Here is a 23,858-nt window from a genome sequence, read left to right as displayed (position 1 = left end):
ATGCGGCTGTCCGGCATGGCGATGCGCGACCTGCAGGACTACATCTCGCTCGTCGACGCCGGGGAGCACACGGTGCCCGAGCGGCTCGACCTGCTCATCGAGCATCGCGACACCATCCGCCGCCGGATCCGTGAGCTGACCCTCTCCCTTACGGCCGTCGAGTACAAGATCGCCACGTACGGCGGCGAGACCGGGCCGGAGGTGCAGACCCCTGCCATCGACCGGACGGAGCGACGGGCACTACCGGCTGGGTGAGGGAGAACGCCTGCCCCGTTCGCCGGTTGAGTGATGCGGGCGAATACGGCGGCGCCCGCGAAGGCCGCGCTCGCAGGAGTGCGAATGACACGCCTCGGTGCGCGTTCTAGAGTCGGATCATGCGGGCAGCCTTCATCCCTGACGTCATTGATCACGATGCGGCGGCCGCGTTCGTCGAGAGGTTCGAGGACGGCTGGCGGACGCCCGATCTGCGCAAGCACGAGGCTCTGTGGAGTGATCGGATCGTCCTCGTTCAGCCGCTGATGGGCACGCTGCGGGGGCGTGACGAGTGCCGCGTCGCGTTCGCCCGGCTCTTCGAACTCGTCCCGGACATTCACGCGACCGTTCACCGCTGGAGCGCCACCGACGACGCGATCTTCATTGAGTTCACTCTCAGCGGGACGTTCGGCGGCCGCGAACTGGCCTGGACGGCGGTCGATCGCTTCGTCCTTGTGGACGGGCTGATCGCCGAGCGGATCTCGTATTTCGACTCGGCTCCGCTCGCCCTGGCGATGGCCGGGCGGCCGCGCGGCTGGCGACGGTTGCTGGGCACCCGCTTCATCCCCCGCTTCCAGCGCTATGTCCAGGACCCCAACGCCTGAAACGAGGACTTCCTCCCCGGGGATTCGCGGCCGGGGGAGGCGTGCCTGCGCTGGGCCGAGCCGCCGCGCCGGCACGTGCGAGACTGGGGCCATCGCTGCGGTGGAGCGACCCGACCGGGCTGCGCGGCTTCGACGGGCTCTCTTGGGAGGCGACCGCCCTGGCCCGATTCGTCGGCGAGGGCCGCACCGAGTCGCCCGTGCACCCGCTGGAGGAGACCGTCTCGATCATCGCCACCATCGACCAGGCCAGAGCCCAGCTCGTAGGGTCGTGAGACCATCCGCGACCCGAGGGAGAGTCCGCCCATGACGGATCTGATCACCGCGCTGGAGCAGCAGGAACAGGAGCTGGTTTTCGACGCGTTCGACCACGCCGACGCCTGGCGGCTGGGCTCCCGCATCACCGCGATCGCACAGGAAGCCGGGCACAAGGTCGGCATCGACATCCGCAGGCCCGGTCTGATCCTGTTCCGCGCCGCGCTGCCGGGCATCACCCCTGACCAGGACGTGTGGATCGCCCGCAAGGCCGCGGTGGTGCTGCGCATGGAGAACAGCAGCGCCCTGGTCGACGCTCGCCTGTCCGCTGCCGGTGTGGACCCGGCAGCGGTCGGATGGCTGGGGGCGGACTACGCGGTCACCGGCGGATCGTTCCCCATCCGTGTCCGCGGGGTCGGTGTCGTAGCCGCCGCGACCGCGTCCGGCCTGTCATCGATGGAGGACCATGACCTCATCGTCGCCGGGATCCGGGCTCACCTCGCGGAGGGGGCCGGAAAGTGAGTGACGAGAAGATCCCCCAGCGGGTGCTGCGGCCTGGTCAGTCCGCGCGCATCCGCATCTGGGAGCGCGCGACCCGCACCGTGCGTACCGTGTTCGAGTCCCGCGACCGGCTCTACGAGGCGCCGAACTGGACGACGGACGGGCAGTTGCTCGTCAACGGTGACGGCAGGCTCTGGCTCCTGCCCGCCGACGGCCCTGCTGACGGCCCTGCTGACGGTTCCGCCCCGCCACGTCAGATCCCTGTGACGGGCCTGCCCGACGTCAACAACGACCACGTGCTCGCCCCCGATGGCGTCACAGTGTTCGCCTCCGCGAACGACTGGCACATCTGGGAGGCCCCCCTCGCCGGTGGCGCGGCTCGCCGAGTGACCGTCGAGGACGGGGGGATGCACTTCCTGCACGGCGTCAGCCCCGACGGGCGGCGCCTCGGCTACGTGCGCCTGGAACCGGAAGGGGACAACTGGTGGGCGTCGGCCACCATCCACACCGTCGGGCTGGACGGGCAGGACGACGTCGCGGTCACCACCGACCCGGGCCCGGCGGACGGGTGCGAGTGGACGCCCGAGGGCGAGTGGATCGTGTTCAACACCGAACAGTTCTCCACCGCCCCAGGGCACGCGCAGCTGGCCCGGGTGCGGCCGGACGGGACCGGGCTGGAGCAGCTCACCTTCGACGAGCGGGTGAACTGGTTCCCGCACGTCGCGCCCACCGGCGATGTCGCCGTGTACCTCAGCTACCCGCCCGGCACGACCGGGCACCCCGCCGACCTCCCCGTCGAGCTGCGGCTCGTGTCGGTCGACGCCTGGCAGGAGCCGGAGACGCTGGTGGCGCTGCACGGTGGGCAGGGCACGATCAACGTCCCCAGCTGGGCGCCCGACGGGTCGGCGTTCGCGTTCGTGGACTACCCCACAGGCTCCCGGAACGACCTGGAGAACCCGGCCTGAAGATCTGGCTCTAGCCTTGGGGCTCTTCCGCCGGGCAGCGGGTGCCCCGCGCGGGCACGGTCAGCGAGATCAGGTACTCGTCCATGGCGGCCGTGCTGCACTGGGTCATGCCGTAGACACCGTGGCCCCAGCCCTCGTACGTGAGCAGCGTGGCCTTGGAGCCGAGCTGCCGGGCCACGTTGGCCGACCATTCGTACGGTGTGTCGGGGTCGTGCATGGAGGTGCCCACCAGCAGCGGAGCGCTACCCGTGTACCGCAGCCGGTGCTGCGGGTTGTTGACCGGGTGGCCCTGGCAGATCGGCATGTCGCCCATCGGCATCGGGTTGTACCGCAGGTCCGGGGCCACCGCGTTGGAGCTGCGCATCACGTCGGCGTACTCGTTGTAGTTCCGGAGCGACAGGTTGAAGTCCTCGCAGAGGATCGCGGTGGGGAGTTCGGCGAACTCACCGCCCACGGGCCCGTTGCCGGGAGGGCCCGGCATGTCATCCGGCACCGGCCCGCCGGCCAGGGCGAGGAGCACCTCGGCCTCCTGCCGCCAGGCGGGCGCCTCGTTGAGCACCACGCCCAGCCAGAGGAGGTTATGAGCGCTCACCGGGCGGTCGGTGACGCCCGGCCAGTACAGCTCGCCGCGGTCCGCCTTCTCGAGCAGTCCCTTCCACAGCGCCCGGACGTCGCGCCCGTGCAGGACGCAGTCCGTGCTCCGGTCACACCAGGCGACGAACTCGGCGAAACTGTCCTGGACGGTGGCCGCCTCGGTCACCTGGAACGCCTTGACGTTCAGGCTGTGGTCCATGTTGCTGTCCAGCACCATGGCCCGGATCCGGTTCGGGAAGAGCTCGGCGTACATCTGCTGGGCGAGCGTGCCGTAGGAGACGCCGTACGAGGTCAGCTTCTCCTCGCCGAGCGCGGCGCGAATGGCGTCCATGTCGCGCGCCACGTTGGCCGAGTCGATGTGGTCGTACAGAGGGCCGGTGAGCTTGCGGCAGTCCGCGCGCAGCTTCTTGTTGAAGGCGACCCACTTGTCGTAGTCGGCCTGGCTGGTCATGACCGGGTACGGCATCTCGTTGTACACCGAGGCCGAGCAGGTCACCGAGCCACTACGGGCAACGCCCCGGGGGTCGTAGCTGACGATGTCGAACCGCCGCTGGACGTCCTCGCTGAAGCCGGAGGGGCGAAGGATGTCGTTCACGCCGGAGTTGCCGGGTCCGCCCGGGTTGGTCAGCAGGGACCCGATTCTCGCGGAGGGGTCGGCGGCCTTGCGCCGGGCGAGGGTCAGGTTGACCGTGGGTCCGTTCGGGTCGGACCAGTCGACCGGTACGGCCAGTAGGCCGCACTCGACGGTGGGCTCCTCCTCACACGGCCCCCAGGTGATGCCGCGCTTGCCGATGGCATCCGTGACGTCGTCTCCGGTCACCGTCGCGTGGGCCATCGGAGCGGTTAACAGCGTCGCGAACACCACGAGGGCGGTGGCCAGCAGGGAAGTTCTTCTTGGCACAGTTCTCCTGTCGTTGATCGGCCGGCTCGGTGACCGCGGCGGTGGCACGGCCCTCGGCGAGCGCCTGGGCAGTGGCGAGCCGCCCGGTCGGGCCGTTGGCTCCAAAGATCATGAGCCTACTTTCTTCAGACTTGCGCCGCTACATCCATTTTTGCGTATCTAATATTCATTAGGAGCTGCGTAAAGTCGTAGGTCTGATGAGGCGCTGGAAGCCTGCGGCGGCCTGCCACAGTGCGCCCCTTAGGTGAGCTCACGGATGGCCTGCTCGCCCCGTGCGCGGACGAAGGTTTCGTCGAGCGGCTCGGGCGGGGCGTCGGCTCCCATCTGGCCGTTGCCGATGTCGGAGGAGCCTACGAGACCGCTGTTCCGTTCCGCTTCCGCTCCGGTTCCGTGCCGATGGGCAGGGGAGAAGGCCAGGCGCGTTATTGCCGGCGCCGCGGCGGTGGCAACAGCGACAGGAAGCCGTTGGGGCGCCTGATTTCGCTCCGGGACGGTCCGGACGTTGGGCTCCCGCACAAGCCAGGCAGCGTCGTTCGTCGGGAGCGCCGAAGATGCCCGGACGGCGGAGGCTTACGGTTCGTTCATGCCGCATCTCGCGCTCGACGACCTGTACCGCCTCGCCATCCCTTCCGATCCCCAGGTGCGTCCCGACGGGGGAGCGGTGGCGTACACGCTGACGACCGCCGTCCGGGACTCCGACGAGAACCGCACCGAGATCTGGCTGGCCGCTCCCGGCGCCGAGCCCCGGCGCCTCGCCGCGGGCAGTGCCGCGCGGTGGTCGCCGGACGGCCGGACGCTGGCGTTCCTGCGGCCGGTGGACGGCAGGCCGCAGATCCACCTGATGCCGATGGACGGTGGCGAGCCCGCACCGGTGACCTCCGCGAAGCTCGGCGCCGGCGCGCCCGTCTGGTCTCCGGACAGCTCCCGCATCGCGTTCGCCGCCCCCGTCGGAACGGGCGAGGACGGCGGGATGCCCGACCCCAACGCCCCTGTCGTGACCGGCCGGCTCGACCACAAAGCCGACGGCGCCGGGCTGCTGCGCGGCCTGACCAGGCACCTGTTCGTCACGGACCTGGCCGGCGGCGAGACCGTCCAGGTCACCCAGGGTGACTTCCACGCGGGCGAGCCGTCGTGGTCGCCCGACGGCCTGCGCCTGGCGTTCGCCGCCGCCATGGACGCCGACCGCGACCTGGAGGCGGGCGGGGCCGCGTACGCCGTCGAGGCGGCCAAGGGTGGTGTGCCGGAGCGGCTGACGGATCCCGGCCTCATCTGCGGCGGCGTCTGGTGGCTCGGCGGCCGGCTGGTCGCCGCGGGGCTGAAGGGCGCCGTGGTGGGGCACGAACGGCTGTTCGCGCTCGGCCCTGGCGGGTGGACCGAGGTGGAGACGGCCCTCGATCGGAATGTCATGACCGGCGCCCCCGGCTACCCCGGCGGCACCCCGGCGCTGCTCGGCGAGGACCTGCTGTTCTGTGCGCGCGATGGTGGCTCGACGCACCTCTACCGTGTCTCCGACGGTGCGCCCGGCGAGCGGCTGGTGCCCGGTGAGGTCAACATCTCGGGGATCAGCACGGCGGCGGGGGCGGTCGCGTACGTGGCGGCGACGCAGCGCAGCGCGGGAGACGTCTACCTGATGACCCCAAACCCGAAAAAAGCAACGTCGGGCGAAATGTCGGATATATCTGGCGCGCCAGCGCCGGATATATCCCGGCTCACCGACTACGGCCTCGACGACGTCGAGTTGTTCACCGCCCGCCGCCGCACGTTCACCGCCCCCGACGGCACCCAGGTCGAGGGTTTCGTCCTGCGCGACGAGACCGCGCGGACGCCCGGCCCCCTGCTGCTCGACGTGCACGGTGGCCCGCACAACGCCTGGTCGCCCGTCTTCGACGGCTTCCACCTGTACCACCAGCTCCTCGCCGCCCGCGGCTGGACCGTCCTCACCGTCAACCCGCGCGCCAGCGACGGGTACGGCGAGGACTTCTACACCGCCTCCCTCGGCGCCTGGGGGGTGAGCGACGCCCAGGACCTGCTCGCCCCCATCGACGCCCTGGTCGCCGACGGCGTCGCCGACCCCGACCGGCTGGCCGTCACCGGCTACAGCTACGGCGGCTACATGAGCTGCTGGCTGTCGGCCACCACCGGCAGGTTCAAGGCCGCGATCCCGGGCGGCTGCGTGAGCGACCTGACGAGCCTGAGCGGCACCTCCGACCTCGGCCACCTGATGAAGGTGCACGAGTACGCCGGTGACCTGGCCGCCCAGTCGCCGATCACGCACGTCGCGGACGTCACCGCCCCGACGCTCATCCTGCACGGCCAGGACGACGACCGCTGTCCCGTGGGCCAGGCCGAGCAGTGGTTCACCGCGCTGCGCGAGCGCCGGGTGCCCGTCGAGCTGGTGCGCTATCCCGGCGCGAGCCATCTGTTCATCCTGAGCGGGCGCCCCTCGCACAGGTACGACTACAACGAAAGGATCATCGCGTGGCTGGAGCAATGGGTCAGCGGCTCGCCGAGCTGATCGCCGAGTACGAGGTTCCCGGCTCGGCGCTGGCGTACTGGCACCACGGCGTGCTGCACGAGTTCGCGGCCGGCACGCTGAACGTCGACACCGGCGTCGAGGCGACCACCGACGCGCTCTACCAGATCGGCTCGGTCACCAAGGTGTGGACCGCGACTCTGATCATGCAGCAGGTCGAACAGGGCCGGCTCACGCTGGACACGCCGGTCATCGAGGTACTGCCCGAGTTCAGGGTGGCCGACCCCGAGGTCACCAAGAACGTGACGATCAGGCACCTGCTCTCCCACACCAGCGGCATCGACGGCGACCAGTTCATCGACACGGGCCGCGGCGACGACTGCGTGGAGAAGTACGTGGAGGCCTGCGCGACCCTGGCACAGAACCACCCGCTCGGCGTCACCCAGTCCTACTGCAACTCCGGGTTCGTCATCGCGGGCCGGGCGCTGGAGCAACTGACCGGCAAGCGCTGGGACGACGTCCTGCGCGAGGGCATCTGCGAGCCGCTCGGCCTCACCCACACCTGGACGCTGCCGGAGGACGTGCTGCGCTTCCGCGCCGCGATGGGCCACGAGGACGGCAAGACCACCCCGGTGTGGGGCCTCATGCGGTCGATGGGCCCGGCCGGGCTGATCTGCGCCCGCCCGGCCGACGTGGTCGCCTTCGGCCGCGCCCACCTGGAAGGCGGCCTGCTGGAGAACCCGGCCGCCATGTGGGAGCCGCAGGTCGACATCCCCAACCCGTACACGCTGGGCAGGCAGTGGGGCATCGGCTGGATCATCGACGAGTGGAGCGGGCACAAGGTCATCTCCCACGGCGGCAACACCATCGGCCAGCACGCCATGCTGTGGGCCGTGCCCGGCACCGGGACCGTCGTCTGCGTGACTGCCAACGGGGGCCGCAGCGGCGAGTTCACCCGAGCCGTCGCCACCGAGTTGTTCGCCGAGCTCGACGGCCTGACCGTGCCGCCCACGCCGTCCCTGCCGGAGACACCGGCCGGCGTGGACGTCGCGCCGTACGCGGGCGTCTACGAGCGGGCCGGCGCCCGGATCACGGTGAGCGTGCTCGACGACGGCAAGGCCCGCCTGCGCCTGGAGGCCACCGGCGAGCTGGCCGCCCTGCATGAGCCCGAGGAGTCCGACTTCGTCCCGGTCGATGAGAACCTGTTCCTGTTCCAGGCACCGGGCACCCGCGACTGGATGGCGGCCGTGTTCTTCGAGCTGGCCGATGGCACTCTGTACATGCACATGGGCGCTCGCGCCACTCCCAAGGTCGGCTGAGGAGAAGGACATGGACCTGCGGGATCGCCTCGCCGAGGCGGCGCGCGAGCATGGCGTGCCCGGCGCGGCCGTCGCGGTGTGGCACGACGGCGAGCTGCACGAGGCCGCCACGGGCGTGGTCAACACGGCCACCGGCGTGGAGACCACGAAGGACAGCCTGTTCCAGGTCGGCTCCACCACGAAGGTGTGGACGGCGGCGCTGGTCATGCAGCTCGTGGAGGACGGCCTGGTCGAGCTCGACCAACCGGTGGGGGAATACCTGCCGGACTTCGCGTTCGGCGGCGTCACCGTCCGGCAGTTGCTCATGCACACGGCCGGCTTCGACGGCGACGTGTTCGAGGACACCGGGCGCGGCGACGACTGCCTGGACACGTTCCTCGAGCACCTGCGCACCGCGGGGCACGTGCACGAGCCGGGCGAGCTGTTCTCCTACTGCAACGCCGGCTACTGCGTGCTCGGCGCGCTGGTGGCCAGGCTGCGCGGCGGCACCTGGGAGCAGGCGATGCGCGAGCGCCTGCTCACCCCCTTGGGTGCCACGCACGCGGCGCTGTTCGGTGAGGAGGCCGTGCTCTTCCGCGCGTCGGCGGGGCACGTCGGGCCGGACGCCACCGTCTACCCCCGCTGGCAGATGCCCCGCTCCAACGCTCCGGCCGGCTCCACCATGTGCCTGGCGCCGCGCGAGCTGGTCGCGTTCGGCCGGGCGCTGGCGGCCGGCGGCCTGGCACCGAACGGCACCCGGCTGCTGTCGGAGGAGTCGGTGGCCGCGATGCTCACGCCGCAGATCCACGTGCCCGGGGTGGGCGGCGCGCTGGCCGACCGCTGGGGTCTGGGAGTGGAGCTGTTCGGCTGGGGCGCGTTCGGCCACGACGGTGGCACGCCCGGGCAGAGCACGTTCTGGCGCGTCGTTCCCGAGTCGGGCTTCGTGATCGCGATGAGCGGGAACGGCGGCTCGTTCTTCGGCCTCATGGACGACGTGGCGCGGCCGGTCATCGAGCAGGCGACCGGCCTGACGATGCCCGCGCGGCCCCTGCCGCCGCAGGCGCCGAAGCCCGTGGACGGCGCCCCGTACGCGGGCCGCTACACCGGCCCGCAGCTCGGCTACGAGGTCGCCGCCGCCGGAGACGGCCTGGACGTCACGCTCATCCCCGGCCCGCTCATGGAGAGCATGGGCTCCACCCGTACGACCACCCGGTACGTGCACCTTCACGGCGAGTCGTTCATCGCCGTCGAGGCCGAGGACGGCCGGCACGACGTGGTCACGTTCGTGATGCGGGACGGGACGGCCGCCTACCTGCACAACGGCCGTGCGGTGGCCCGTGCCTGACCTGCGGGAGGTGTTCGACGAAGCGGGCGTTCGGGGCTTCCTGCACGCCCGAGAGGTGGACGGCGACGCCGAGATCGGGATGGACCCAGACGAACCCGTCGTGCTCGCCTCGGTCTTCAAGATCGCGATCGCGCTGGAGTACGCCCGGCAGGCCGCGGCGGGCGAGATCGCCCGCGGCGAGCGGCTCACCGTCACCGCGGCCGACAAGGACGGCGGCATCGGCACCTCCGGCTGCCTCGACGACGTGTCGCTCACCCTGCGCGACCTGGCCCACTTCATGATCACGATGTCCGACAACGCGGCGACCGACGTGCTGCTCCGCCGCGTCGGGCTCGCCCGGGTCAACGGCACCCTCGCCACGCTCGGGTTGAGCCGCACTCGGCTCATAGGCGGGTGCGCGGAGCTTTTCCGGCAGGTCACCGAGGACATCGGTGCGGACTGGGACGCCGCCACCGAGGACGAGCTGCGGGCCATGGCCGTACGCGACCCGGCCCGCACCACCGCCGGCACCCCGCGCGAGATCACCACGCTGCTGAGCCTCATCTGGCGCGACCAGGCCGGCCCTCCGGAGGCGTGCGCCGAGGTGCGGAAGGTCATGGGCGAGCAGATCTGGCCGCACCGGCTGGCCGCGGGCTTCCCCGACGAGGTGAAGGTGTCGGGCAAGACAGGCACCCTGTGGGGGATCCGCAACGAGTCGGGCGTCGTCGAGTACCCCGACGGCAAGCGGTACGCCGTCGCCGTGTTCGTACGAAGTGACGTCATCCGGTCCCGCCTGCCCGCCGCGGACGCCGCCATCGGCCGTGCCGCCCGCCTGGCCGTCGACCGGCTCCGCTGATGTCGGTTTTCGTGGACTATCGTGACCGTGTGAGGAACCGTCCCCGTGCCAGTCTGGGACGGATCCTGCAGGACCTCGGCACCACCGTCCTCGACGTGGCGGCCTCACCCGGTGACCTCGACGCCGAGGTCACCGGCGTGCACATCTTCGATCCGCTCGACGAGCTGATCGTCCCCACGGGTGGGATCCTGCTTGCGGTCGGCGTGCGGGGCGCCGCGGAGATCTGCTCCCTCATCGAACGCGCGCCCGCCGCCGCGGGCGTCGTCGTGAAGCTGCCCGTGGACGTCGACGAGCAGGTCCGCGCCACCGTGCTGGAGACCGGCGTCGCCGTGCTCGGCCTCACCCGGGCCGCCTCCTGGGCGCAGGTCGCCGCGCTGCTGCGTTCTCTGCTGGCCGAGGCCGACCTGGCCGAGCCCGAGCAAGGGCCGCAGGGAGACCTGTTCTCGCTGGCCAACGCCGTCTGCGCGCTGCTCGACGCGCCCGTCACCATCGAGGACAGGTCGTCCCGGGTGCTCGCCTTCTCCGGCCGGCAGGACGAGGCCGACCCGGGCCGCGTGGAGACCGTCCTCGGCCGTCAGGTGCCCGAGCGCTACCTGCGGATGCTCGACGAGCGCGGCTTCTTCAAACAGCTCTACCAGAGCCGCGCGCCCGTCTACATGGAGCTCGAGGACGAGGGTGTGATCAACCGGGCCGCCGTGGCCGTGCGCAGCGGCGACGAGATCCTCGGCTCGATCTGGGTGGCCGTGCGCGAGCCGCTCAGCGAGCAGCGGCAACGCGCGCTCGCCGACGCCGCCAAGATCGTCGCGCTGCAGTTGCTGCGCGAGCGGGCCGGGGCCGACACCCAGCGGCGCCTGCGCGCCGACCTGCTGTCCACCGTGCTGGCCGGCGGCGGCGACGCGCCCGAGGCGGCGGGGCGCCTCGGCATCGCCACCGCCCGGCTCTGCGTGCTGGCCGCCCAGCTCGTCCCGGACGACACCGCCGCCGATCCCGCCCGCGGCGAGAGCGATCGGCAGCGGTTCTGCGACGCGCTGGCGCTCCACGTCGCCGCCATCCACCCCAAGGCCGCCGCCGCGCTCGTCGGCTCCGTCGCGTATGCCGTGCTGCCGCTGCACTCGATAGGAGACGAGGAGGCGCGGGCCGTACGCGTGGCGGAGAGCTTCCTGGCCAGGGTCGGGCCCCGCCACGCCGCCAACATCGGCGTGGGACGCCTGGCCGCCAACCTTTCCCAGGTCGCCAGGTCGCGCGCGGACGCCGACCGGGCGCTGCGCGTGCTGGGCGCCCGCGGCACCACCGGCCAGGTCGCCGGCTACACGACCGTGCACTTCGAGTCGCTGCTGCTGCAGGTCGCCGACGTGGCCGCGGCCGAGGAGCAGACGCCCACCGGTCCCTACCAGCGGTTGCTCGACCACGACGCCGAGCACGGTACCGAGCTGGCCCCCACCCTGCGGGCCTATCTCGACGCGTTCGGCGACGTCAACGCGGCCAGTGCCCAGGTGCACGTGCACGCCAACACCTTCCGCTACCGGCTCAAGCGCCTGGTCGAGATCAGCGGCCTCGACCTGTCCGACCCCGACGCCCGGCTCACCGCGATGCTGCAGATGCGGATCTTCGGTCGCTAGCACGAGCCTTCCCGGCTTTTTCGTGTGCAGGCACATAGAACCGGATCTGCGCAGGCAGGAAGGTTGTGCACACCCCCCGTGCTCGTCTGGAGTCCTCATGACAAAACCAGCAGTCGCGGCCCTCGCCGGGCTCGCTCTGCTCACGGCCGCGTGCGGAGGCACGACGAGCGGTCCCGAGCAGGGCAAGCCGGCCACCGGCGGCACCTTCACGTTCGCGATCCCGGCCGATCCCGGCGTCCTCGACCCGGCCACGGGCGTGCTGACAGTCACCAACAACGTGCTCGTTCTGGCTTACGACACGCTCGTCTCCGTCGACGAATCAGGGAAGATCATCCCCGAGCTGGCCGAGAAGTGGGACGTCAAGCCCGAGTCGGTCACCTTCACCCTGCGGAAGGGGGTCACCTGCTCGGACGGCTCCCCGGTGACCCCCTCGAACGTGGCCGACAACGTCAACCACATCGCCGACCCCGCCGCCAAGTCGCCGATCTACGGCGTGCTGGTGCCCGTGGGCATGAAGGCGAAGGCCGACGACGCCGCCGGCACCGTGACCCTGTCCATGCCCGAGCCGTTCAGCTTCATCCTGGAGAGCACGCGGACGATGTTCATCGTCTGCGGCAAGGGGGTGAAGGACCGTGCCTCGATCGCTCGGGCCACCTCCGGCAGCGGGCCTTACCAGCTCACCGAGGCCGTCCCCGGCGACCACTACACGTTCAAGGTCCGCCGCGACTACGCCTGGGGTCCCGCCGGCGCCACCGCCAAGGACCTGCCGGAGACGCTCGTGATGAAGGTCGTGCCGAACGAGCAGACCTCCGCCAACCTGCTCATCGCCGGCTCCCTCAACGGCGCCCTCTTCAACGGTGCCGACCGGTCCCGCGTCGAGGCGTCCCCGGGCGTGACCAAACAGTCGATCACGGCAGGCAACGGCCAGTTCTTCTATCACCAGGGCGAAGACCGGCCGGCCCGCGACCCGGAGGTCCGCAAGGCCCTCACGCGGGCGCTCAACCTCCAGGAGCTGGCCGGCATCGCCTCCGGCGGCACCGGCAAGCCGGCCACCGGCCTGGTCCTGGCGCCCCGTCCCTGCCCGGGCGACTCCGTAGCCGGGCATGTGCCCGGCTACGACGCCGCGGCCGCCGCGGCCGCGCTCGACGCGGCCGGGTGGAAGCTCGGCGCCGATGGTTTCAGGGCCAAGGACGGCAAGCGGCTCAGCCTGCGCTACATGTACGCCACCACCCGCGGCCCCGGCTTCCAGGCCGCCGCCGAGTACATGGCGGAGACGTGGAAGAAGCTCGGCGTCGAGGTGAAGCTGAACGGCGTGATCGACACCAAGTTGTCGGAGTCGCTCAACGCCACCCAGGACTGGGACGTCGTGTGGCTGCCTTTCGGCGTCACCCTGCCCAGCCAGCTCGTCGGCTTCCTGTCGGGGCCGCCCGCCCCCAAGGGCGCCAACTTCGCCCACCTGGCCAACAAGCGCTACGAGGAGCTTGTCTCCAAGGCGAGCAAGCTCCCCGCCGCCGAGGCCTGCCCGTTGTGGCTGGAGTCGGAGTCGGCCCTGTTCGAAAGCGCCGACCTGGTGCCCGTGGTGGACAGCACGGCACTGCTGGCCGGCAAGGGCGCCACGTTCCGCACCACGGCCGGGAGCCTGGTGCCCACCTCGATCCGCCTCACGCAAGGAGACTAGTGAGCGTCCCCCGGACCACGCGGCGCCCGGGCAGCAAGGCGGGAAGCATGACCGTGCGCAGGACGCTGCGTACGGCCGTGCGCCGGATCGTGCGGTTCGCCGTGTCGCTGGCGGTGCTGCTGGTGGCGCCGTTCGCGATGATCCACCTCATCCCGGGCGACCCGGTGCGCGCCTCGCTTGGGCCGGCCGCCCCGATCGAGCTGATAGAGGCCCGTACGGCCGCGCTCGGTCTCGACCGCCCCCTGCCTGAGCAGTTCATCACGTACGTCGGCCACGTCCTGACCGGTGACTTCGGCACGTCCTTCCTGACGGGGGAGGCGGTGGGCGACGTCATCGCGGCCCGCCTGCCGAACACCCTGACCCTCGCCCTCCTGGCCACCGCCGTGGCGCTGATCGTGGCGGTGCCGCTCGGGATGTGGGCCGCCGTACGCACCGAGAACGGCCGCAACCGCGGCACCGACCTGGCCTTCGGCACGGTCACCGGCACCGCCGTGGCCGTGCCCGAGTTCCTGTACTCGATCGCGCTGGTGGCCGCGCTGGCCGTCGGCCTCGGCTGGTTTCCGCCCGCGGGCAAGGCCGGGCCGCTCACGTACGTGCTGCCCGTCGCAGCCCTGTCGGCCGGGCCGATCGCCATGATCGCCCGGATCACCCGTGTCGAGACCCTGCGAGAGCTGGGCACCGACTACGTGCGCCTGGCCCGCGCCAAGCGGCTGCCCGCGGCCCGGCTCCACCTGCGGCACGTGCTGCCCAACACGCTCACGGCCACCCTGACCGTGGGCGGCCTGCTGCTGACCTCGCTGATCGCGGGCAGCGTCCTGGTCGAGTACGTCTTCGCCTGGCCCGGACTCGGCCTGAAGATCGTCGAGTCGATCACGCAGAAGGACTACCCGGTCGCGCAGGCCGTGATCCTCGTGTACGGCGCCATCGTGCTGGTCGTGAACCTCGTCGTGGACCTGGTGCTCGGCGCGCTCGATCCCACCTCGGAGATCAAGGAGGTCTCGGCCTGATGCGGGCCAGGACGGCACCGGACGGCCCCCGGGCCGTGGACGGCCACGCGAAGAAGGGGCCGAGGTCCCGGGGCGGCCTGTGGCGCAGCGCCCCGGCACTGATCGGCGGCGTGCTGGTGCTGCTCATGGCGGTGCTGGCCGTGGCCGGGCCCATCATCTGGGGCGAGGCCGCGGAACGCATCGACGCCGGCGCCATCCTCCAGGGCGCCTCCGCCGAACACCCGCTCGGCACCGACAACCTGGGCCGCGACCTGCTCGCCCGGGTCCTGGTGGCGGGCCGTTACTCGCTGGCCCTGGCGCTGGCGGCCACGCTCATCGGCGCCGTCGGGGGCACCCTGCTCGGCGCGCTCCCGTCCGTGCTGCCCCGCCGGGCCGCCCGGATGGTCACCGGCACGGTCAACGCGCTGGTGGCCTTCCCCGGCCTGCTGCTGGCCATGTTCACGGCGGTGGTCACCGGGCTCGGCGCGCGTGGTGCGGTGCTCGGGATCGGCGTGGCCATCGCGCCCGGCTTCGCGCGGCTCACCCAGACCCTGGCCGCCTCGGTCTCCGGCGCCGACTACGTGGCCGCGGCCCGCATGCTCGGCGTGCCCCGCCGCCGCATTCTCGCCCGGCACATTCTGCCCAACATCGCCGAGCCGCTCATCCTCAACCTCGCCCAGTCGCTCGGCGGCGCGCTGCTCGGCCTGGCCGGCATGTCGTTCCTTGGCCTCGGCGTGCAGCCACCGGACTTCGACTGGGGGCGCCTGCTGTTCGACGGGTTCGCGCGGATCTACGTCACGCCCGTGGTCGCGGTCGGTCCAGCGGCGGCCGTCGCGCTGGCCGGCATCGGCTTCAACCTGCTGGGCGACACCCTGGCCAGGGCCGCCGCCCGGTCCCCGGCCGGGCAGCGCGACAGCGTCCGCCCTGAGCCACCGGAACCGGCCGGGCAGCCGGACCCGGACGCCGTCCTCGAGGTCCGCGACCTGACCGTCTCGTTCCCGGGTGGTTCGATTCCCGTACGCGAGCTGTCGCTGACCGTGACGCCGGGGGAGATCGTCGGCCTGGTGGGAGAGTCCGGCAGCGGCAAGAGCCTGACCGCCGCCGCCATCGGCGGCCTCGTTCCCTATCCCGGATCAGTGACGTACGGCCGGCTGGTCCTCGGCGGCGCCGACGTCGCCACCATGTCCGGCAAGGAACTGGGCACCGCGCTCGCCATGGTGTTCCAGGACCCGATGGCCTCGCTCAACCCCGCGCTGAAGGTCGGCGGCCAGCTCGCCGAGGTGGCCGTCGTGCACCAGGGCGCGAGCCGCGCGGACGCCCGCCGCCGCGCCGTCGACCGGCTGCGCCACGTCCAGCTGCCCGACCCCGCCAAGCACGCCGTCCAGCATCCGCACGAGCTGTCCGGCGGCATGCGCCAGCGCGCGGTCATCGCGATGGGCCTCATGGGGACGCCACGCCTGATCATCGCCGACGAGCCCACGACCGCCCTCGACGTGACCGTGCAGCGGCAGATCCTGCGGCTGCTGCGTGAGGTCGTCGAGGAGACGGGCGCGGCCCTGCTGTTCATCTCCCACGACATCGCCGTCGTCGGCGAGCTGTGCGACCGCGTCGTCGTCATGTACGCGGGTCGGGTGGTCGAGGAACTGTCCGCCGACCGGCTCGCCGACGGTGCCGCGCACCCCTACACCAAGGCGCTCATCGCGTCCCTGCCCGACCTCGACACCGACCGGAGCCGCCCGTTGGCCGGCATCCCCGGCACCCAGCCGGCCCCGGCGCAGGTCGGCGCGGGCTGCGCGTTCGCCGGCCGGTGCTCGCTCGCCACCGAACAATGCCGGACGGAACGTCCCGAACTCGTGGTCCATGGCCCGCGGCAGCGGGTCGCCTGCTGGGAGGTCACCTCGTGAGGATCGAAGGGCTGACCGTGCGCTACGGCGGCTTCACCGCGGTCGACGACGTCACCCTGGAGATCCCCGACGGCCACGTCGTCGGCCTCGTCGGCGAGTCGGGATCGGGCAAGTCGTCGCTGGCCAGGGCCGTGAGCGGGCTCGTGCCCTACACGGGCGGGATCGAGGGAGCGCCACGGATCCAGATGGTGTTCCAGGATCCGTACGCGTCGCTGGACCCGCGCATGACGATCGGCGAGACGGTCGGGGAGGGCATCGAGAAGCGCCGCCGTGCCACGGAGGTGCCGCGGCTGCTCGGTCTCGTCCAACTGCCCGCCGAGCTGGCCGGACGTTACCCGCGCGAGCTGTCGGGCGGTCAGCGGCAGCGGGTGGCGATCGCCCGTGCCCTGGGCGGCGACCCCGCCCTGCTGGTCGCCGACGAGATCACCGGCTCGCTCGACGTGTCGGTCCAGGGGGCCGTGCTCAACCTGGTCCGCGGGCTGCGCGACGAACTCGGACTGTCGATGTTGTTCATCTCGCACAACCTGGCCGTCGTCCGGTACGTCGCCGACACGATAGCCGTCATGCACCACGGCCGGATCGTCGAGCACGGGCCCGCCGAGCAGGTCGTCGGCGAGCCGGCGCATGACTACACGCGCGCGCTGCTGGCGGCGGTGCCGCGGCTCAGAGGGTGATCCACGCGGTGGAGGCGGTCACCTCGGCGCCTGGCCCCGCCTCACGTCTCAGGGCCGAGCGCCGTCCTGGCCGGGACCGCGCTCGCCGCTTCCTTGAGCTCGACGAAGATCGCGTACGTTTCCGTGTCGCCGATGTTCTGCCCGGCGTGCTCTTGCGCGCTCAGCCACCGCACCTGCCCCGCCTCCAGCGCAAGCTCGACCTGATGCCCGCCCGAGGTGAGGCGGCGGGTGAAGGACGACAACGTGACCATCACGCTGTCGGGATGCTCGTGCGGGGAGGTCGCGTCCCCCGGCCGGTCCCGGTAGCGGAGCACCCTGACCCGCTCGTTCTCGAAGACCACCGTGTACAGATCCGGGTTCGTCACCGCGGGATCGGCGCTCATGAACACCTCGCAGAGGCTTCGGCTCATCAACGGCTACATGGGACGACGGTACCATGATGGGCATGTCAGTACCATATGAGCTGACCGGCCGCCGACAGCAGAAAGCCCGCACCCGCCGATCCCTGGTCGAGGCCGCCCGTCACCTGCTGGCCGAAGGCGCCGACCCCACCGTCGAAGACGCCGCCGCCGCGGCCGGGATCTCCCGCACCACCGCCTACCGGTACTTCCCCAACCAGCACGCCCTGCTGGCCGCCGCCCACCCCCAGATCGAGCAGGCATCCCTGCTGCCCCCAGATCCGCCTGCCGACCCCGCGGCCCGGCTGGACCTGGTGATGACCGCTTTCACGCAGCTCACCCTCGACTGGGAGCCGCAATTGCGGGCCTCGCTGCGCCTGTCCCTGCAACCCGAGAGCGGCCAGCCGGCACTGCGCGGTGGGCGGGCCATCGGCTGGATCGAAGACGCCCTGGCCCCGCTCCGCGACAGCCACCCCGGCCTGGACATCCGCCGGCTGGCCGTGACCATCCGCTCGGCCACCGGCATCGAATCGCTCATCTGGCTCACCGACATCGCCGGTCTCACCCGGCACCAGGCGGCGGACACCATGCGGTGGTCAGCCCGTGCACTGCTCACCACAGCTCTCGACGAACACCGTCCCCGTTCCTGAACCCTGCGACCGGGCCCCGGTCGAGCCCGTCACGCATGGCTCGGACGCCTGCCGTCAGGGTCGTCTCCGCGTTCTGCGTCAGGACGGCTGTCCCGCGCGGCGCAGGTACGCCTCGATCCGGTCGAGCGCTCCCACCCAGACCTGCTTGACGAAGAAGTCGCGGATCTCGGGTGCCGGGAAGCCGCTCTGCACGACCGTGAACAGGGTGCCGCCCTCGTGCTCCTCGAAGGTGACCTCGACAGTGGTGGTCATGGTCATGCCGTCGGGAGTGCTGCCGGTGGACTCGCTGAGCAGGCGGTGCGGGCGGTCGATCTCCAGGAAGGTCTGCGTCTCACGGAACAGGTTGTCGGCGTCCGGCCCCCAGACCGCGGTCTGCCGGCCTCCGACGCGCAGGTCGACCTCGATCTCGACGATGCCGGGCTCCTCGTCGAGGATGCTGAACCAGATCTTCTGCTTCTCGGCGTCGGTGTAGGCGTCGAAGACCTCCTCGGGGGTCGCGGGCAGCACGCGGGTCGTGCGCAACTGGATGGCCTCGGTGTCGTTCCGCGTCATCGCTCGGTGTCCTTCCCGGTGTTCGCCTCAGGGGCGTTCTTGAGGGTGAAGTAGGCGTCGAGGCCGTCGAGCCGGCGCTCCCACAGGCGCTGGTAGAACGTGATCCACGACATGGCGTCCTCCAGGCGCTCGGCTCCCAGACGGCACTGCCGCGATCGGCCGACCTTCTCCGTCGTGACCAGTCCGGCGTTCTCCAGGACGTGCACGTGCTTCTTCATGCCGGTGAGCGACATGCCGAAGGGTTCGGCCAGCTCGCCGATCGTGGCGGGACCCTGGCCGAGCCGGATGAGTATCTGCCGCCGGGTCCCGTCCGCGAGGGCGGCGAACGTGCGATCGAGGACCTCTTGCTGAACCATATGGTTTACTTTACGACACTGAACCGATTGGTGCAATAAGCGCGGCGATCCGGAAGGCGGCGCCTACGTCGCGGCGGCCCGGACGCCGAGGACGACGAGCACCACGGCTGTCACCTTGCCGAGCGCCCGCTTGAAGCGGGCCGTGCGCACGAGGTGCGCCCCTTGGTGGATGAGGGTCGTCCAGGTCAGCAGCCACACCGCCATCAGCAGGGCGTGGGCGGTGGCCAGGGTGAGGATCTGCCCGCCGAGGGGACGGCCGGGCTGGACGAACTGCGGGACCAGGGTCAGGTAGATGGAGGCGGCCTTCGGGTTGAGTACGTTCGCGAGCAGGGCTTGGGTGTAGACGGAGCCGGTCCGTTTCGGCTGTTCCGTGCGCGGGGGAGGTGGGGGCAGGGTGGTGGAGCGCCAGGTCCACAGGCCCAGGCCGACGAGGTAGGCCGCGCCGAGGAGTTTGACGGTGGCGAAGGCCTGGCTGGAGTGCATGACGAGCGCCGACAGGCCGGCGACGGCCAGGGTCGCGTGCGCGTACAGGCCGGTGACCGTGCCGAGGATGACGGGGAGAGCCTGGCGGCGGCCGCCGGTCGTGACGTGCTGGATCAGCAGGGTCAGGCTGGCGCCCGGAGTGGCGATGACGGGCAGGATCGCCAGCAGGAACGCGGCGATCGCGTACGGGTGGATCATGCCGGGAGCACGACGCGGTAGTGGGTGGTGAGGCGGAGTTCGTCGTCCAGGATGTGGAAGGCGAGGCCGGGCGGTTGCTCGCGGTCGGCGGGCCGGTCGCCCTCCCACGGCAGGCGCAGGGTCCAGGTGACGGCCGGTCCGACGATCAGGGGGCGGCCGGCGAAGGTGGAGGCGGCGGCGGTGTGAGCGTGGCCGGTGAGCACGGCGACGACGTGGGGGTGGGCGTGGAGCAGCGCGGCCAGGGCTTCGGGCTCTTGTAGCCGTGCGGAGTCGGGCAACGGGTGGTGGAGTTCGACGGGCGGCTGGTGGAAGGCGATCAGCGCGGGGGTGTCCGGGGCGAGCCCGTCGAGGGTGGTGTGCATCCAGGCGAGGGTTTCGGGGTCCAGGCAGCCCTCGTCATGGCCGGGGATGGTGGAGTCGCACATCAGGATGGCGGTGCCGGCGATGTGGTGTGCCTGGTTGACGGGGCCGGGGCCGGGGCCGGGTGGGCGGCGCAGCAGCGCCTTGCGGTAGGCGGGGCGGACGTCGTGATTGCCGGGGCAGGTGAGCACCGGGAAGGGGGCGTCCAGGATCGCGGCGGCCTGCTCGTACTCGGCCTCCTCGCCGTGATCGGCGATGTCGCCGGTGACCAGCAGGGCGTCGACCGGGCGGGGCAGGGCTCTCAGGTAGTCCATGACCCGGGTGGCGCGCCGGGTCGCCCTGTCGGTGCCGTCGAGGTGCAGGTCGCTGATCTGGGCCAGCAGCAACGTCATCGTACGATCTCCTACGGGGTCTCTAATGGTTAAATAATATTTAGCGTTAGGAACATAAGGTATGGATGGGACGCAAGCAACCGGGAGGTTCGAGTGGAGCGCTGGCCGGCCCTGGAACTGGCGAGCACGATCCGTCACGACGGCGACGGCGGTGTCGCCGACGACCTGGCGACCTTGCAGAGTGCGACCCGCTGGATCCACCAGCAGGCCGAGCTGCTGGCCGGCCACGTCGACCTTGCGGGGCTGACGATGGACGAGGAGCTCAGGAGCGAGATCGTCGAGTTGCGCCGGGCCGTGCGGGCGCTGTTCGCGCGGGCAGTCAGCCCGGCGCCGCCCAGCCGGGCCGACGCCCATCGGCTGATGCCCGCCGAGCTGGCGCTGGCGCACCTCAACGCGGCGGCCGCCCGTGAGGCGATCGTCCCGCAACTTGACTGGCCCGAGGGCGGGACACCTCGTACGGCAGTGTTGTCGGGCGAGCGCGACGCCGGCGTCCGGCTGATCGCCGGCCTGGCGCGGGCCGCCATCGATTTTCTGAGCGGTCCGCAGCGTGAGCAGTTGCGCTCCTGCAACGCGCCGCGCTGCGTACGCTACTTCGTCAAGAGCCACGGGCGGCAGGAGTGGTGCAAGCCGTCCTGCGGCAACCGCGCCCGGGCGGCACGCCACTACCAGCGTCACAGCGCCACGGCCGCCCGAGACCTGCCCGGGACCTGACCGCCTACGCCTTCAGAAGAACTAGATCAACTCGTGCCGGTGGGCGGCCGTGGCGGCTTGGACGCGGCTGCGTACGCCGAGCTTGGCGAGGATGTTGCTCACGTGCGCGCCCGCCGTCTTGACCGAGATGAACAGCTCCTCGGCGATCTGCCGATTGGTACGGCCGTCGGCGACCAGGCGCAGCACGTCCCGCTCGCGCGGCGTGAGGCCGAATTCGCGCTCCTCGGCCGGCTCGGTTCCGACCTGCACGGCGAGGGGGATCCGGGCCAGGCGCGCCAGCCGTTCGATCCGGGCACGCAGGGGCTCTGCCCGCAGGCGGCCCGCCTCACGGGAGGCGTCGGTCAGATGGGAGGAGGCAGCGGAGCGGTCTCCCGTCTCCGCGGCGTGTTCCGCGGCCCGCAGCAGGGCCAGAGCCTGGGGGTACGGCTGGCGAAGATCTCTCCACGCGGCCGCGACGCGGGCCCAAAGGTCAGGCTGTCCGGTCGCGGCGGTGCGGGCGAGGCGGTGGGCCTCCTGGACGGGCCCGATCACCGGCAACGCGGCCGCGGCCTCGGCCAGGCCGGGTACGGGCAGGGACGCGCCCGCCTCGATCACCGGCCACAGGTAGCGCGGGCTCGTTCTTCCGCTGCTCAGCGCCGCCTCCACGAGTCGCGCGGCGTCGGCCGTGCGCCCCTGCGCTCTGAGCAGATCCACTTCCAGGCGCACCAGCAGGAGGTGGTCCTGGGCATAGGACGTGCCTCTGGTGAAGACCTCGCGGGCGTGGGTCGCGGCGTGCTCGGCGCCTGCGAGGTCGCCTCTGGCCAGCGCGATCGTGCCGGTCAGCACCATCAGGTACGCGCGAAGGCTGGGTGTCGGGGTGATCCGCAGGGCGTGTTCGACGATCTCGGTGGCCTCGTCCCACCGGCCCAGCGCGATCAGCGCCTCCGCGAGGTTGCCCGCGTGGGTCGGGCCCGCGGTGCGGGCGAGACCCGCCCGCGTGGCGGCGGCGAGTCCCCGGCGGGCCGCCTCGGCCGCTTCGGCGTACCTGCCGGCACCCTGCAGGACGTCGGCCTCACAGCGATAAGCGTGCAAAAGCGCGCCCTCGTCACCGATGCGGCGGGCCGTCGCCTGGGCGGTGATCAGGTGAGGCAGCTGGGCGTCGAGGTCGCCCGCGCGTGCCCGCGCGTACGTCAGGTTGACGGTGGCCATGACCTCAGCCCTGGCATCGCCCGCGGCCTGCGCCGCTTCCCGCGCCTCACGGGCGGCGACGCGGCCTTCCTCTTCCAGCGGGACCGTGAGGAGGCGATTGGCGAGCAGATTGAGTACGGTCGCGCGTGCCGGATGCCCGTCCGGTGTGAGCCGGGCGGCTTCGCGTAGGTCGTCCAGGTCGCCCGGCAGGCCGAGGAGGTGGCGCAGTTCGCCGCGGTGGGCGATCAGCCAGCCGGCACGCGCGGGATCGACCTCGGCCGGGAGCGCTGCCTCGACCAGCTGGACGGCGGTCGAGTTCTCGCCCGCGGCGATGGCGGCGCGTATCGCTTCGTCGAGCACGCCGGCCTTGGAGGTGGCCGGATCGGGCGCCTGATCCCACAGCTCCAGCACGCGAAGCAGCATGTGCAGGTGTTCCGCGTGCGCCAGGGACGCCGCGGCCTCGGCGGCGGCGCGGCGGGCGGCCGCCAGCGTCCTGGCCGGATGGCGCTTGGCGGCGTGCCAGTGCAGGGCGGACTCGTACGCCGCCCGGCCCAGCGGGGCGAGCTCCGGGTCCGTCTCCAGGGCTTCGGCATAGCGTACGTGAAGGTGCCCGCGTTCCCCGGGAAGCACGTCCTCGTAGAGCACCTCCTGGATCAGCGTGTGACGGAACGCGTACACCTCCTCCTCGATCAGCAGGAGGTTCGCGCTCACCGCGGGGCGCAGCGCGTCGGCGAGGCCGGCGTCGTCCAGCCCCGTGATGGTGCGCAGCAGCGCGTGGCCGACCCGGGCGCCGCCGACGGCCGCGGCGTGGACCACCCGGCGGGTTTCCCGCGGCAGCCGGTCGAGCGGGGTGATCAGCAGGTCGCGAATGGACGCGGGCACCGGCGCGCCCGCCCGGGCCGACAGCGCCTCGACGAACAGCGGATTGCCCTCGCTGCGCCGGACGACGTCCTCGATGACCGCGGGGGCCGGCTCGCCGCCGAGCAGGCCGCGAAGCTGCCGGACCACCTCGCCCCTGCTGAGCCGGCCGAGCTCCATCCGGGTCGTCCACGGCCGGCGATCCCATTCGGCCAGCACGGGGCGGAGCGGATGCGTCCGGTGCAGGTGGTCGCTCCGGTAGGTCACGACCAGGAGGAACGCCGCGGCCGCCTGCTGGTTCCTGATGAGGAAGTCGAGCAGCTCCCGGCTTGAGCGATCGCTCCAGTGCGCGTCCTCGGCGACGATCACCAAGGGCCGGTCCTCGGCGAGGTTCTCGAACAGGGTGAGGAACTCTTCGAAGAGCCGCGCCTGCGTCAGGGCGGGATCGCCGTCACCGGCGGGCCGGCCCAGGAGCGGCAGCAGCCTGCCCAGCTCACCGGGCTCGCCACGGGGCAGGAGGCGGAGGAAGCCGTCCGCGCCGATCTCGCGCAGCAGGCGGCGCAGCATGGCGGTGAACGGCGCGAACACCAGGCCGTTCTCGCCCACCTGGGGGCAGTCTCCCGACAGCAGCCACGCCTCTCCAGCCAGCGGCGCCGTGAACTCGGCGATCAGCCGGGACTTGCCCACCCCGGCTTCGCCGCCGAGCAGCACGGTGGCGGGAGAGCCTTCCCGGGCATGCGCGTAGGCCGCGTCCAGAGCGGCCAGCTCCGCGTCCCTGCCTACGAAGACCATGGGACACAGGCTCTCAGATCGGGATGAAACCTAGGGATGGCGGATAGGGCATTCGCCCG

22 protein-coding genes and 1 pseudogene are annotated in these 23,858 nt (G+C 71.7%); 16 read left to right on the top strand and 7 right to left on the bottom strand.

Annotated elements, in window-relative coordinates; all coding sequences use genetic code 11:
- The 5 genes and pseudogenes from AB0J87_RS62775 to AB0J87_RS62755 form a co-directional block, all read left to right on the top strand.
- Positions 1-255 (top strand): annotated as a pseudogene (locus AB0J87_RS62775) (hypothetical protein); the annotation flags it as partial.
- Between the two features lie 119 nt (positions 256-374).
- Positions 375-857: a nuclear transport factor 2 family protein gene (locus AB0J87_RS62770; protein WP_363985357.1), complete on the top strand. Its 483-nt coding sequence runs from the start codon at positions 375-377 to the stop codon at positions 855-857.
- Between the two features lie 41 nt (positions 858-898).
- The gene (locus tag AB0J87_RS62765) at positions 899-1,129 is read left to right on the top strand and encodes a hypothetical protein (protein ID WP_363985355.1); all 231 of its coding nucleotides are present in this window, start codon (positions 899-901) and stop codon (positions 1,127-1,129) included.
- A 31-nt stretch (positions 1,130-1,160) separates the two neighbouring features.
- A complete protein-coding gene (locus AB0J87_RS62760) occupies positions 1,161-1,631 on the top strand; it encodes a heme-degrading domain-containing protein (protein ID WP_363985353.1) in 471 nt (156 codons plus the stop codon).
- The gene (locus AB0J87_RS62755; RefSeq protein ID WP_363985351.1) at positions 1,628-2,575 is read left to right on the top strand and encodes a hypothetical protein; all 948 of its coding nucleotides are present in this window, start codon (positions 1,628-1,630) and stop codon (positions 2,573-2,575) included. The genes AB0J87_RS62760 and AB0J87_RS62755 overlap by 4 nt, the downstream gene beginning before the upstream one ends.
- Positions 2,576-2,585: 10 nt before the next feature.
- Here the strand turns inward: AB0J87_RS62755 and AB0J87_RS62750 are convergent, their stop codons facing one another.
- Positions 2,586-4,070: an alpha/beta fold hydrolase gene (locus tag AB0J87_RS62750; RefSeq protein WP_363985349.1), complete on the bottom strand. Its 1,485-nt coding sequence runs from the start codon at positions 4,068-4,070 to the stop codon at positions 2,586-2,588.
- Positions 4,071-4,653: 583 nt separating this feature from the next.
- Between AB0J87_RS62750 and AB0J87_RS62745 the strand changes: the two genes are divergently transcribed.
- The 9 genes from AB0J87_RS62745 (at position 4,654) to AB0J87_RS62705 (ending at position 16,882) form a co-directional block, all read left to right on the top strand.
- Positions 4,654-6,585: a S9 family peptidase gene (locus AB0J87_RS62745; RefSeq protein ID WP_363985347.1), complete on the top strand. Its 1,932-nt coding sequence runs from the start codon at positions 4,654-4,656 to the stop codon at positions 6,583-6,585.
- Positions 6,549-7,862, top strand: coding sequence for a serine hydrolase domain-containing protein (locus tag AB0J87_RS62740; protein ID WP_363985345.1), 1,314 nt, complete (start codon positions 6,549-6,551; stop codon positions 7,860-7,862). Before AB0J87_RS62745 ends, AB0J87_RS62740 begins: the two co-directional genes overlap by 37 nt.
- Before the next feature lie 10 nt (positions 7,863-7,872).
- A complete protein-coding gene (locus AB0J87_RS62735; RefSeq protein ID WP_363985343.1) occupies positions 7,873-9,186 on the top strand; it encodes a serine hydrolase domain-containing protein in 1,314 nt (437 codons plus the stop codon).
- Positions 9,179-10,021 carry a serine hydrolase gene (locus AB0J87_RS62730; protein ID WP_363985341.1) on the top strand — a complete coding sequence of 281 codons (843 nt, stop codon included), beginning with the start codon at positions 9,179-9,181 and terminating at the stop codon, positions 10,019-10,021. Before AB0J87_RS62735 ends, AB0J87_RS62730 begins: the two co-directional genes overlap by 8 nt.
- A gap of 29 nt (positions 10,022-10,050) precedes the next feature.
- Positions 10,051-11,640 (top strand): helix-turn-helix domain-containing protein, encoded by a 1,590-nt coding sequence (locus AB0J87_RS62725; protein WP_363985339.1) that lies wholly within the window; start codon positions 10,051-10,053, stop codon positions 11,638-11,640.
- 97 nt (positions 11,641-11,737) lie between these two features.
- The gene (locus AB0J87_RS62720) at positions 11,738-13,318 is read left to right on the top strand and encodes an ABC transporter substrate-binding protein (RefSeq protein WP_363985337.1); all 1,581 of its coding nucleotides are present in this window, start codon (positions 11,738-11,740) and stop codon (positions 13,316-13,318) included.
- Between the two features lie 47 nt (positions 13,319-13,365).
- On the top strand, positions 13,366-14,325 hold the full coding sequence (locus tag AB0J87_RS62715; RefSeq protein ID WP_363985335.1) for an ABC transporter permease: 960 nt from the start codon (positions 13,366-13,368) through the stop codon (positions 14,323-14,325).
- On the top strand, positions 14,325-16,208 hold the full coding sequence (locus AB0J87_RS62710; RefSeq protein ID WP_363985333.1) for a dipeptide/oligopeptide/nickel ABC transporter permease/ATP-binding protein: 1,884 nt from the start codon (positions 14,325-14,327) through the stop codon (positions 16,206-16,208). Before AB0J87_RS62715 ends, AB0J87_RS62710 begins: the two co-directional genes overlap by 1 nt.
- Positions 16,205-16,882 carry an ATP-binding cassette domain-containing protein gene (locus tag AB0J87_RS62705; RefSeq protein ID WP_355211588.1) on the top strand — a complete coding sequence of 226 codons (678 nt, stop codon included), beginning with the start codon at positions 16,205-16,207 and terminating at the stop codon, positions 16,880-16,882. Before AB0J87_RS62710 ends, AB0J87_RS62705 begins: the two co-directional genes overlap by 4 nt.
- Positions 16,883-16,923: 41 nt before the next feature.
- Here AB0J87_RS62705 and AB0J87_RS62700 read toward each other — a convergent pair whose 3' ends face one another.
- Positions 16,924-17,292 (bottom strand): hypothetical protein, encoded by a 369-nt coding sequence (locus tag AB0J87_RS62700; RefSeq protein ID WP_363985331.1) that lies wholly within the window; start codon positions 17,290-17,292, stop codon positions 16,924-16,926.
- A 35-nt stretch (positions 17,293-17,327) separates the two neighbouring features.
- Here AB0J87_RS62700 and AB0J87_RS62695 point away from each other — a divergent pair, with 35 nt between their 5' ends.
- Positions 17,328-17,930, top strand: coding sequence for a helix-turn-helix domain-containing protein (locus tag AB0J87_RS62695; RefSeq protein WP_363985329.1), 603 nt, complete (start codon positions 17,328-17,330; stop codon positions 17,928-17,930).
- A 78-nt stretch (positions 17,931-18,008) separates the two neighbouring features.
- On the opposite strand, the gene AB0J87_RS62690 is transcribed toward AB0J87_RS62695, so the two are convergent.
- The 4 genes from AB0J87_RS62690 to AB0J87_RS62675 all read right to left on the bottom strand — a co-directional run bounded on the left by AB0J87_RS62690 (position 18,009) and on the right by AB0J87_RS62675 (position 20,271).
- On the bottom strand, positions 18,009-18,482 hold the full coding sequence (locus AB0J87_RS62690; RefSeq protein ID WP_363985327.1) for an SRPBCC domain-containing protein: 474 nt from the start codon (positions 18,480-18,482) through the stop codon (positions 18,009-18,011).
- A complete protein-coding gene (locus tag AB0J87_RS62685) occupies positions 18,479-18,838 on the bottom strand; it encodes a metalloregulator ArsR/SmtB family transcription factor (protein ID WP_363985325.1) in 360 nt (119 codons plus the stop codon). Before AB0J87_RS62685 ends, AB0J87_RS62690 begins: the two co-directional genes overlap by 4 nt.
- Before the next feature lie 63 nt (positions 18,839-18,901).
- Positions 18,902-19,519: a LysE family translocator gene (locus tag AB0J87_RS62680; protein WP_363985323.1), complete on the bottom strand. Its 618-nt coding sequence runs from the start codon at positions 19,517-19,519 to the stop codon at positions 18,902-18,904.
- Positions 19,516-20,271 (bottom strand): metallophosphoesterase, encoded by a 756-nt coding sequence (locus tag AB0J87_RS62675; RefSeq protein ID WP_363985321.1) that lies wholly within the window; start codon positions 20,269-20,271, stop codon positions 19,516-19,518. The genes AB0J87_RS62680 and AB0J87_RS62675 overlap by 4 nt, the downstream gene beginning before the upstream one ends.
- 93 nt (positions 20,272-20,364) lie before the next feature.
- Here AB0J87_RS62675 and AB0J87_RS62670 point away from each other — a divergent pair, with 93 nt between their 5' ends.
- On the top strand, positions 20,365-20,982 hold the full coding sequence (locus AB0J87_RS62670; RefSeq protein WP_363985319.1) for a CGNR zinc finger domain-containing protein: 618 nt from the start codon (positions 20,365-20,367) through the stop codon (positions 20,980-20,982).
- 21 nt (positions 20,983-21,003) lie between these two features.
- Here AB0J87_RS62670 and AB0J87_RS62665 read toward each other — a convergent pair whose 3' ends face one another.
- On the bottom strand, positions 21,004-23,799 hold the full coding sequence (locus AB0J87_RS62665) for an AAA family ATPase (protein WP_363985317.1): 2,796 nt from the start codon (positions 23,797-23,799) through the stop codon (positions 21,004-21,006).
- Between the last annotated feature and the right edge of the window lie 59 nt (positions 23,800-23,858).

It is taken from the genome of Nonomuraea sp. NPDC049625, from assembly GCF_040675285.1.
GTDB lineage: Bacteria > Actinomycetota > Actinomycetes > Streptosporangiales > Streptosporangiaceae > Nonomuraea > Nonomuraea angiospora_A.
Note: the sequence above shows the minus strand (reverse complement) of the source record. Positions and strands in the feature narration are given on the sequence as shown.

Bases quoted from the DNA above. Each gene is read 5' to 3' on its own strand.
- AB0J87_RS62690 (WP_363985327.1), bottom strand. From the start codon at position 18,482: ATGACGCGGAACGACACCGAGGCCATCCAGTTGCGCACGACCCGCGTG.
- AB0J87_RS62760 (WP_363985353.1), top strand. From the start codon at position 1,161: ATGACGGATCTGATCACCGCGCTGGAGCAGCAGGAACAGGAGCTGGTT.
- AB0J87_RS62715 (WP_363985335.1), top strand. From the start codon at position 13,366: ATGACCGTGCGCAGGACGCTGCGTACGGCCGTGCGCCGGATCGTGCGG.
- AB0J87_RS62685 (WP_363985325.1), bottom strand. From the start codon at position 18,838: ATGGTTCAGCAAGAGGTCCTCGATCGCACGTTCGCCGCCCTCGCGGAC.
- AB0J87_RS62735 (WP_363985343.1), top strand. From the start codon at position 7,873: ATGGACCTGCGGGATCGCCTCGCCGAGGCGGCGCGCGAGCATGGCGTG.
- AB0J87_RS62720 (WP_363985337.1), top strand. From the start codon at position 11,738: ATGACAAAACCAGCAGTCGCGGCCCTCGCCGGGCTCGCTCTGCTCACG.
- AB0J87_RS62770 (WP_363985357.1), top strand. From the start codon at position 375: ATGCGGGCAGCCTTCATCCCTGACGTCATTGATCACGATGCGGCGGCC.
- AB0J87_RS62695 (WP_363985329.1), top strand. From the start codon at position 17,328: ATGTCAGTACCATATGAGCTGACCGGCCGCCGACAGCAGAAAGCCCGC.
- AB0J87_RS62745 (WP_363985347.1), top strand. From the start codon at position 4,654: ATGCCGCATCTCGCGCTCGACGACCTGTACCGCCTCGCCATCCCTTCC.
- AB0J87_RS62710 (WP_363985333.1), top strand. From the start codon at position 14,325: ATGCGGGCCAGGACGGCACCGGACGGCCCCCGGGCCGTGGACGGCCAC.
- AB0J87_RS62665 (WP_363985317.1), bottom strand. From the start codon at position 23,799: ATGGTCTTCGTAGGCAGGGACGCGGAGCTGGCCGCTCTGGACGCGGCC.
- AB0J87_RS62700 (WP_363985331.1), bottom strand. From the start codon at position 17,292: ATGAGCCGAAGCCTCTGCGAGGTGTTCATGAGCGCCGATCCCGCGGTG.
- AB0J87_RS62675 (WP_363985321.1), bottom strand. From the start codon at position 20,271: ATGACGTTGCTGCTGGCCCAGATCAGCGACCTGCACCTCGACGGCACC.
- AB0J87_RS62680 (WP_363985323.1), bottom strand. From the start codon at position 19,519: ATGATCCACCCGTACGCGATCGCCGCGTTCCTGCTGGCGATCCTGCCC.